Here is a 6,952-nt window from a genome sequence, read left to right as displayed (position 1 = left end):
TTTCGGGTGTTTTTGAGACTTTTTCCATCTATATCTAGCCAATTTATATCACTTCTTTGTCCATATTCTTGTAATGCCCATTCATTAAATATTTTTAACAAACTCTGCCATTCAACTCCCATCATTACCCTTCTAATTGTTGAATAGGATGGGACTCTTTCTGGAATTATGTTAAATTCTTGACTGAGCCTGTGCCGATTATTTTTAGCAAACTCTCCTAGTTCTCTATAACCTGAGTATCCTAGCATTGTTGTCAGTATTATTACTACTAATACTATCCATAAAGGGTGTCTTTTTCCTTTATCTTTCCGAAAGTACTTGACTTGTTTTAGTTTTTCTATTAAGCTCAACATATCTTTTAAAAGTTGCCAGTCACTCCTCATTTTACAAAGACAGTGATCGCTTTTACTTTTGATATTCTGATGGGAGAATGAAACAGCCCTAGGGGCAAGGGGGGGGAGAGATTCCCTCTTGGTTGGTTGGAGAAATCCTGCTTGCTAACGGAGACTCAATGAACGAAGAATCCCTGTCTCTTTAGAGCGGGGAGCGTCAAAATACATATTTAAAGCCGTCCGACCCTGCGCTTTCATGACGGGGCTTGTACCCAGATTTTCGGTCAACAGCTTATCCCCGTGAGCGCAGATAGGATAGAATGGTATAACTTCATCTGGGATTTTCTCTGATGCCATATTATAAAAATGTCCAATCAATCCTCACCTAACTCCACAGAAATACAAGCAATTTTTGATCAGATCGCTCCCGAATATGACCGCCTTAATCAAGAATTAAGTTTAGGATTACACCATATCTGGAAATTAATGACAGTCAAATGGTGTCAACCCGAAAAAGGGGATTTTGCCCTCGATATCTGTTGTGGCAGCGGCGACCTGACTAACCTATTATCAAAACAAGTGGGCAAAACCGGCCAAGTGATCGGACTAGATTTTTCCCCACAACAATTAAAAATCGCCCGTCAACGTTTTAGCGCCACTAATATTAACTGGATGGAAGGGGATGCCCTCAATTTACCCTTTGCCGATTCTAGCTTTGATTGTGCCACTATCGGCTATGGATTACGCAATGTGGTCGATATTACCCAATGTCTGGGGGAATTATACCGAGTCCTGAAACCGGGTGCTAAAGCGGCGATTCTTGACTTCCATCAACCTACCCAAACCATCGCCAAACTATTCCAAAACTGGTATCTCGATCATATCGTCGTTCCCGCCGCCGAGCGCTACGGCTTAACTGACCAGTACGCTTATATTAGTCCCAGTATCGATCGCTTTCCCCTGGGCCCAGAACAGGTAAAATTAGGCTATCGGTCGGGATTTTCCGGTGCCGTTCACTATCCACTCCTAGCAGGACTGATGGGAGTGTTAGTCTTGAAGAAATAACTTACTCACATTTCCGTTTATTTTTTGCTGCTAAATTGAATCTCCCTACTCTTTGGACATGGCTCTTACCGCCGATCGCGGGGGCAATTATTGGCTATTTTACGAACGATGTAGCCATAAAAATGCTATTTCGTCCCTACAAAGCGATTTATATCGGTAAGCGTCCTCTTCCCTTCACCCCGGGGCTAATTCCTCGCAATCAAGATCGATTAGCTGTCCGGGTATCGGATACGATCATGGGTTCCCTGTTAACTCCCGAGGAACTACAAAAACTGGCTAAACGACTCCTCGACACCGAAAGGGTACAGGGGGCGATCCTCTGGCTGTTACAATTAGCTTTAAAACAAATAAAAGGCGATCGGCAAGCAAAAACAGCCGAGATTTTGGCGGCGATTCTTCACGATTTATTCGGGGAATCTTTAGCGAGATTACTAAAAGTTTTAGCCCGACGGCAGGACTTTTTAGAAAAACAGATCAATCAAATTTTTGATCGCCTAGTCTTAGAATTTTCTCTCAGTGAACAACAGGCGCGACAATTCTCCGATTGGCTATTAGAAACTGTCCTACCTGCTGATGTTATCCGTCTAGCTTTAATCGATTTTTTAACCGATCGCAATATTCAGGTTATCGATGAAGGATTTCGGGAAAAAACCAGTGGAACCTATTGGGTAGTAGCCAATTTATTCGGTTTACGCAATGCCCTCGCTCGCTTACGCACTTTTTGCCTTGATGAAAAGGATTTAGCTAATACCAGAATCAAAGAATTATTACTATCTTTAGAGATGCGTAATCGTCTGAAAAACTGGTTACAAAGTATCTCTTTACAAAATTTACCTATCTCCACCGTCAGACAATTGCGTAAAACCACCAGGGACACGGTGCGAATTTATATTCAAGAAAGTGGCGAACAATTTCTGCAAGATTTTGGACAAACGATCGACTGGGATCAAATCGCTAATTTAATTATTAATCGTCTGCAATCCTCGGTGTCAATGACTACATCATTAGGGGTAATTAGTCAAGAGTTAGCGTTAATTTTAGAGCGTTATTTAGAGGAAGATTTAGAGAAATTAGTCGCCCAAATTATCCCGATTCTCAACATCGATCAGGTGATCCGCGATCGGGTAAATGCCACTTCCCCCGCCGATCTGGAAAATGCTATTCAAGGCATTGTTAAACAGGAATTACAGGGAATTGTTAATCTTGGTGGTATTCTCGGTCTTCTAGTCGGACTAATACAAACAATTATTTTAATCGCACAGAATCCGGGGTAATAATTAGGGTCTGCTGAAAAAGTTTGTTGGTGGGGGCAGGGTGTGGGGTGTGGGGTGTGAATTTTCCCCCTGAAAAAGCCTTAATCTAACAAGGTTTTTAGATTTATTCAGCAAGCCCTAATTAGGGTTTGCCCTGACCTTACACGATCGAGTGCTGTCTTTCAGCTATGTTTATTGTTCCCTAGGGCAGTTGGGAACTAACAGCGATCGCTAAATTTGGCTCTTCTGGTTTCTGTGTGGAAACGAGGTCTATACTGATAGAATATCCGTCAAAATAGTGCTTAAAGTCTTGCCCGATAAGCATTCCACGATTCCATAAGCAAAAACTATCAGACAAAATCGAGAAGAGCCTAAATTTCTGTTTTTTGATCGCAATTTACAGCCTTTCCCATAAACATAAAGTATAACCTAATTTGGTATTGACGAACAGCTACCCAAAAGGAAAACTTCCTACAGGTTTGACAAATAGAATTAAATGCTTGATAATCTCGGTTTTTAGGCAAAGGGAGACAGATCTACCCCTATCCCTAGAGACATAAAAGTGCGATGTCAAAAAAGAATTGTAATCATAGCAAACCGGGGACTTTGCGATAGATAGAAGCGAGCGATCCCCGGAATCCTACACTGGTGAATTCTACCGCATCCCCGGCTTCATAGATCTGTTCTTTCCAGATTCCAGAATCCTCGCGACGGTGACATTCAATTTTCCTCTGGTTTTGATGGATAAGAATGTATTCTTTTAAGGTGGGACAGGTTTGATAATCGCTAAATTTATCACCCCTATCAAAGGATTCCGTAGATTTCGATAATACTTCAATAATCAGAACGGGATAGAGAATAAAATCATCGGTATTGTTAATCTCTCTCTCGTCACAAACCACCGCAATATCGGGATAATAATAACAATTTGCCTCCTCTAACCGGACTTTGATATCGGAAGTGAGAACAAGACAGGGACTATCATCGAGATGATTACCTAAAACCTTGGCTAAATTGGCCGATAAAACGATATGCGGCTTTTTTGCCCCTACCATCGCATAAATCCGTCCTTTTCGGTACTCGTGCTTGATCGGACTGACTCTTTCCCCTTCTAGATACACTTCTGGAGAGACATAAAAAAAATTAGGATTCGTCACCATGGTCCTCATACTCCCTATCCTCGAATAACTGAATTATAGCCTTTCGGAATCATTGCTCTTGGACTCAATCTCGCTAGACTTATAGATCAATGATTGTCACTTGTAATATTTGTATTACAGTTATGTGACAGAATAGAGATAACGACTCTCAAAGGGACGTTATTTAGGAATGAATCCCGAAAACGATTGATATCCATAGGTTTGCCAGAATGTCCAACGCTAAAAGTTACAAAGATACCGTTAATTTGCCTCAAACTGACTTTGATATGCGAGCAAATGCCAGTAAACGTGAGCCAGAAATCCAGAAATTCTGGCAAGATGAGCAAATATATGAGAAATTAGCGCAAAATAACCCCAAAGAATTATTTATTCTCCACGATGGACCACCCTACGCTAACGGGTCTCTGCATATCGGTCATGCTTTAAATAAAATTCTCAAAGACATTATCAATAAATATAAACTGCTGCAAGGCTACAAAGTGCGCTATGTGCCGGGTTGGGATTGTCACGGGTTGCCGATCGAACTGAAGGTTTTACAAAGTCTCAAAAGCTCGGAAAAAGAGGGTCTAACCCCTTTGAAATTACGTCAGAAAGCCCACGATTTTGCCCTTCAAACGCAAAAAGAACAGTGTGAAGGTTTCAAAAGGTATGGAGTCTGGGGAGACTGGGAAAATCCCTATTTAACCCTACAACCTGAATACGAGGCCGCTCAAATTGCCGTATTCGGAAAAATGGCCCTAAAAGGTTATATTTATCGGGGACTAAAACCGGTTCACTGGAGTCCTAGTTCTCAAACCGCTTTAGCTGAGGCAGAATTAGAATATCCCGAAGGTCACACTTCCCGCAGTGTCTATGTTGCTTTTCCGATTACGTCAGTTTCAACCCCGGTTTTAAGGCCATTTTTGCCTAATTTATCCGTCGCTATCTGGACGACTACTCCCTGGACTTTACCCGGGAATTTAGCCGTCGCATTAAACCCAGAATTAAACTATTCAGTGGTGGAAACTAGCGAGTCTAATTATCTAATTGTAGCGACGGATTTAGTCGAAAAATTGGCCGACACTTTTAACAGGACTTTGACGATTAAAGCAACGGTTAAAGGTCTGGAATTAGAACATACTAAATATCGTCATCCTTTGTTTGACAGAGAAAGTGCGATTCTCATCGGTGGGGATTATGTCACCACTGATTCCGGCACCGGATTAGTTCACACGGCCCCCGGCCATGGTCAGGAAGATTATATCGTCGGTCAACGTTACGGTTTACCGATACTTTCTCCCGTGGATGATAAGGGAAATTTCACCGCAGAAGCGGGACAATTTGCGGGTTTAAATGTCTTGAAAGATGCCAATGAAGCAATCATTTTAGCACTGACAGAAAAGGGTGCGTTACTCAAAGAGGAAGCATATCAGCATAAATATCCCTACGATTGGAGAACCAAAAAACCGACAATTTTCCGCGCAACGGAACAATGGTTTGCTTCCGTGGAAGGATTCCGGGAATTAGCTTTAGACGCGATTGATTCGGTGCGTTGGATTCCTGCAACGGGTAAGAATCGCATCACTTCTATGGTCAGTGAAAGAAGCGATTGGTGTATCTCTCGTCAGCGCAGTTGGGGGGTTCCTATTCCTGTTTTTTATGACGAAGAAACGAATGAACCTCTGTTAACGGAGGAGACGATTAATCACGTTCAAGCTATCTTTGGGGTCAAGGGTTCTAATGCTTGGTGGGAGTTATCGGTAGAGGAATTGTTACCTCCCAGTTATCGCGATAATGGTCGCAGTTATCGCAAGGGAATGGATACTATGGATGTGTGGTTTGATTCTGGTTCTAGTTGGAATGCGGTGGCTAATGCTCGACCAGAATTAAGTTATCCTGCGGATATGTATCTAGAAGGATCGGATCAGCATCGGGGATGGTTTCAATCGAGTTTATTAACCAGTGTCGCTGCTAATGGTATTGCTCCCTATAAAACGGTGTTAACTCACGGTTTTGTTTTGGATGAACAGGGACGAAAAATGAGTAAATCTCTGGGGAATGTCATCGATCCCAATGTGATCATTAATGGTGGTAAAGACCAGAAAAAAGAACCCGCTTATGGGGTGGATGTGATTCGGTTATGGGTGTCCTCGGTGGACTATACCAATGATGTGAATATCGGTCAAAATATTCTTAAACAGTTGGTAGATATCCGTAATAAAATCCGTAATACTGCCAGGTTTTTACTGGGGAGTTTAAATGATTTTGATCCCGTTAAAGATGCGGTAGCTTATGAAGATCTACCGGAGATTGATCGCTATATGTTACATCGTATCTCGGAGGTGTTTACGGAAGTTACGGCAGCTTTTGAAAGTTTCCAATTTTTCCGCTTTTTCCAGACGGTACAGAATTTTTGTGTTGTCGATTTATCTAACTTTTATATCGACATCGCTAAGGATCGTTTATACATTTCTGATCCTAATTCTTTCCGTCGTCGCAGTTGTCAAACAGTTTATGCTATTGCTTTAGAAAATCTCGCTAAAGCGATCGCTCCTGTCCTGTCTCATCTAGCGGAAGATATCTGGCAATTTCTCCCCTACAAAACTCCTTATTTATCGGTATTTGAGTCAGGATGGCTAAACATCGATCCTGCTTGGAATAATCGCGAATTGGCCGATAAATGGGCGAAATTCCGGCAGCTACGCACCGAAGTTAATAAGGTGATGGAAACTGCCAGAAATGATAAAGCGATCGGTGCTTCTTTAGAGGCAAAAGTTTTACTTTATGTTCCCGATGAAAGCTTACAACAGGAGTTAGAATTATTCAACAATTGTGATAGTTTAACGGGGAATAAAGTCGATGAATTGCGTTATCTATTTCTCTCCTCTCAAGTGGAATTAGTCAGTGATATTAGCGCGATTCAAACCGCAGAATATAAAGGAGAATCGGACTTTGTTTCGGTGGGAATTGTCAAAGCAGAGGGCGAAAAATGCGATCGCTGTTGGAATTATTCCACTCAAGTGGGAAAATTTGCCGATGATCCCACTATTTGCGAGCGCTGTAATGCCGCTTTAAAAGGAGAGTTCTAAGCTAAACTAAAAGGGTGCTTTATTGTTTAATAAAGTACCCTTAGTTGCTTCTACAAACTTAAACTTATAGAAAT

General features: G+C 41.8%; 5 protein-coding genes. 3 read left to right on the top strand and 2 right to left on the bottom strand.

All coding sequences use genetic code 11. The features are described 5' to 3' along the window. Positions 1–353: transposase family protein (locus O9300_RS19290; RefSeq protein WP_287973451.1), on the bottom strand; the 353-nt coding region annotated here is incomplete at its 3' end. A gap of 345 nt (positions 354–698) precedes the next feature. Here O9300_RS19290 and ubiE point away from each other — a divergent pair. Next, positions 699–1,397 carry a bifunctional demethylmenaquinone methyltransferase/2-methoxy-6-polyprenyl-1,4-benzoquinol methylase UbiE gene (ubiE, locus tag O9300_RS19285; protein ID WP_061431814.1) on the top strand — a complete coding sequence of 233 codons (699 nt, stop codon included), beginning with the start codon at positions 699–701 and terminating at the stop codon, positions 1,395–1,397. A 35-nt stretch (positions 1,398–1,432) separates the two neighbouring features. After that, on the top strand, positions 1,433–2,671 hold the full coding sequence (locus tag O9300_RS19280; protein ID WP_061431815.1) for a DUF445 domain-containing protein: 1,239 nt from the start codon (positions 1,433–1,435) through the stop codon (positions 2,669–2,671). A 566-nt stretch (positions 2,672–3,237) separates the two neighbouring features. Here the strand turns inward: O9300_RS19280 and O9300_RS19275 are convergent. Continuing rightward, positions 3,238–3,810 (bottom strand): Uma2 family endonuclease, encoded by a 573-nt coding sequence (locus O9300_RS19275; RefSeq protein WP_287973450.1) that lies wholly within the window; start codon positions 3,808–3,810, stop codon positions 3,238–3,240. 209 nt (positions 3,811–4,019) lie between these two features. Between O9300_RS19275 and ileS the strand changes: the two genes are divergently transcribed. Beyond that, a complete protein-coding gene (gene ileS / locus O9300_RS19270; RefSeq protein WP_287973448.1) occupies positions 4,020–6,878 on the top strand; it encodes an isoleucine--tRNA ligase in 2,859 nt (952 codons plus the stop codon). Positions 6,879–6,952 lie beyond the last annotated feature (74 nt).

The sequence above is a fragment of the Microcystis sp. LE19-195.1E genome, assembly GCF_027532095.1.
In the GTDB taxonomy this organism is placed as follows: Bacteria; Cyanobacteriota; Cyanobacteriia; order Cyanobacteriales; family Microcystaceae; genus Microcystis; species Microcystis aeruginosa.
Note: the sequence above shows the minus strand (reverse complement) of the source record. Positions and strands in the feature narration are given on the sequence as shown.